Origin of the sequence: Devosia sp., assembly GCF_041917035.1 — a bacterium.
In the GTDB taxonomy this organism is placed as follows: domain Bacteria; phylum Pseudomonadota; class Alphaproteobacteria; order Rhizobiales; family Devosiaceae; genus Devosia_A.
Window position 1 is genome coordinate 1 of the sequence record NZ_JAYRYM010000353.1, and the last position, 2,893, is coordinate 2,893.

Here is a 2,893-nt window from a genome sequence, read left to right on the forward strand (position 1 = left end):
GAGATCAACCAGATGGGTGTGGTCCGCGTGTTCCAGACGCCGGAGATCTTCCCCGACCTGAGCGTGCTGCAGAACGTCATGACCCCCGCCTTCGCCAGGCGCGACGGCGCCTACAGGGCCAATATCTGGAAGCCGCTCGAGGCCGAGACCGAGATCCGGGAGGAGGCCGGGGCCATCCTCGAGGATGTCGGGCTCTACGAGCGCCGCGACGTGCATGCCGGCGCCCTGAGCCGCGGCGACAAGCGCCGCATGGAGCTGGCCATGTGCCTGATCCAGCACCCCCGCCTGCTGCTGCTCGACGAGCCGACGGCCGGGATGAGCCGGCACGACACCAACACCACGATCGATCTGCTCAAGAAGATCAAGGCGCGCGGCATGACCAAGGTGATCATCGAGCACGACATGCATGTGGTGTTCTCGCTGGCCGACCATATCTCGGTGCTGGCCGGCGGGCGCATCATCGCCGAGGGTGCGCCGGACGAGGTGCGCGGCAATCCCAAGGTGCAGGAAGCCTATCTGGGCGGCGCGCACGACCTGGGGAACCATACCAAATGAGCGTGATGACCATGGACAGCAGCCTTGCCACCACCGCCGCCCCCGCCACCGGCGTCGCCGCCGCGCGCGAGATGCCGTTCTTTGCGGCCAGGGACATGCATGCCAACTATGGCGAGAGCTACATCGTGCAGGGGGTGTCGTTCGATATCCGGCACGGCGAGGTGCTCGCCCTGCTCGGCCGCAACGGCGCCGGCAAGACCTCGACGCTCAGGGCCATCGCGCGAGTCGAATCGCCCGGCCTGGTCAAGGGCGAGATCTGGCTCGACGGCAAGCCCGTGCACAGGATGAAGGCGTTCGAGGCGGCGCGGGCCGGCATCCAGCTGGTGCCGGAGGATCGCCGCATCATCCAGGGCCTCACCGTAGAGGAGAACCTGACGCTGGCCCAGGTCGCCCCGGGCGCCGGCTGGAACCTCGAGCGCGTCTACAGCCACTTCCCCCGTCTCGCCGAGCGCCGGCGCCAGGAGGGCGTGACCCTGTCCGGCGGCGAGCAGCAGATGCTCGCCATCGCCCGCGCGCTGATGCGCGACATAAAGCTCCTGCTGCTCGACGAGCCCTATGAGGGGCTGGCGCCGGTCATCGTCCGCGAGATCGAGAACATCGTCAACGAGATCAAGAGCCTCGGCATCACCACCATCATCGTCGAGCAGAACGCCGTGGCGGCGCTGCAGCTCGCCGATCGCGCCGTGATCCTCGATACCGGCGAGGTCGCCTTCACCGGCACCGCCCGGGACGTGCTCGACAATGCCGAGCTGCGGCAGGAATATCTCGCCATCTGACAGACCGGGCAGGCGCCTGCGCCTCGGGCCGGTGCCGCGTCCGACCCGACCCCTCCGTCAGGCGGCGCGCGGCCGCGTCCGCTGCGCGACGAACAGGGCGGCCTCGTGCGGGGGCAGCGGCCGGCCGAGCAGGTAGCCCTGCACCGTGTCGCAGCCCAGCGCCGCGAGGAACTGCAGCTGCTCGTCGGTCTCGACGCCTTCGGCCACCACCGATTTGCCAAGGCTCTGGGCCAGGTTGATCACCGCCTTGACGATGATCTCGTCCTCGGCATTGTCGCCGATGCCGGCAACGAAGCTGCGGTCGATCTTCAGCCGGTCGACCGGGAAGCGCTTGAGGTGCGACAGCGAGGCGTGGCCGGTGCCGAAATCGTCGAGCGCGATGCTGACGCCCCGTTCGTGCAGGGCAGCGAGGCTCCGCCCGATCTGCTCGGCGGAGCGGTCCAGCAGCACCGTCTCGGTCACCTCGACCTCGAGATCGGCGGGGCTCGAGCCGGTCCTCGCGAGGCAGTCCATGACGCTCTCGACGAAGTCGGGCAGCTTGAGCTGCGCGGCCGCCACATTGACCGCCACCGGCCCCGGCCGCAGTCCCGCCAGCCGCATCCGGGCCAGCTCCGACAGGGCCCGCTCGAGGACCCGCTGTCCCAGCGGCACAATCAGTTCGGTCTGCTCCGCCACCGGGATGAACTGGCCCGGCGGCACGTCGGCGCCCCGGCGCAGCCAGCGGGCCAGCGCCTCGAAGCCCACGTGCAGGCCTCCGGCCGTGGCGATCTGGGGCTGCAGCGCGATTCCGATCTCGTCGCGTTCGAGCGCGATGCGCAGGTCGTCGGCGAGCGCCTCGCGCCGCTCGATGCGTTCGCGCAGCGGTGTCGAAAAGAAGCAGTGCCGGCCACGGCCGCGGGCCTTGGCCTGGTAGAGCGCGATGTCGGCGTTGCGCAGCAGCTCGGCCGGGTCGGTGCCGTCGCGCGGGAACAGGCACACGCCCATGCTGGCCGCCGGCCGGATGCGGCGGCCACCCAAGCGGAGCGGTGCCTCGATGGCCTCGTAGACCCGCGCCAGCAGGCGCTCCACCAGCCGCGTGTCGGCGAGCCGGGGCAGGATCAGGGCGAATTCGTCGCCGCCCAGCCGCACCTCGATGTCGCTGGCCCGCAGCGCGGCGCGCAGGCGCCGCCCGATGGTGCCGAGCAGGGTGTCGCCGGCGGCATGCCCAAGGGAGTCGTTGATGTCCTTGAAGCCGTCCAGATCGAACACCGCCAGGGCGCCCGGGGTTCCGGACCGCAGGCTGCGGTCGACCTGGCGCGACAGCTGGTCGATCAGCACCGAACGATTGTAGAGGCCGGTCAGCGGGTCGCGTTCGGACTGGTTCTTGATCTGCTGTTCGGCGCGCTTGAGCGCGGTGATGTCGGTGCGCACCCCGACGATGTTGCCGCTCGGCGAGAGCCGCTCGCGGACCTGCAGCCAGCGCCCGTCCGAGAGGTGCTGCGTGCTGGTGCGGCCCGGGCGCCGGTGCTGGCGCAGGCGGTTCTCGATCCAGGCCTCCGGCTCCCGCAACTGGTCCCTGCCCA

Annotated in this window: 3 protein-coding genes; 2 read left to right on the forward strand and 1 reads right to left on the reverse strand. The window is 70.3% G+C overall.

The window, feature by feature from the left end; translation table 11 throughout:
• A partial coding sequence (locus tag ACE3TU_RS20880) for an ABC transporter ATP-binding protein (protein WP_374627757.1) occupies positions 1-555 on the forward strand: 555 nt, incomplete at its 5' end.
• Positions 552-1,331 (forward strand): ABC transporter ATP-binding protein, encoded by a 780-nt coding sequence (locus ACE3TU_RS20885; protein ID WP_374627759.1) that lies wholly within the window; start codon positions 552-554, stop codon positions 1,329-1,331. The genes ACE3TU_RS20880 and ACE3TU_RS20885, both read left to right, overlap by 4 nt.
• 57 nt (positions 1,332-1,388) lie before the next feature.
• Here ACE3TU_RS20885 and ACE3TU_RS20890 read toward each other — a convergent pair.
• A partial coding sequence (locus ACE3TU_RS20890) for a putative bifunctional diguanylate cyclase/phosphodiesterase (protein ID WP_374627761.1) occupies positions 1,389-2,893 on the reverse strand: 1,505 nt, incomplete at its 5' end.

Coding starts and splice junctions, on each gene's coding strand:
- ACE3TU_RS20885 (WP_374627759.1), top strand. CDS start 552: ATGAGCGTGATGACCATGGACAGCAGCCTTGCCACCACCGCCGCCCCC.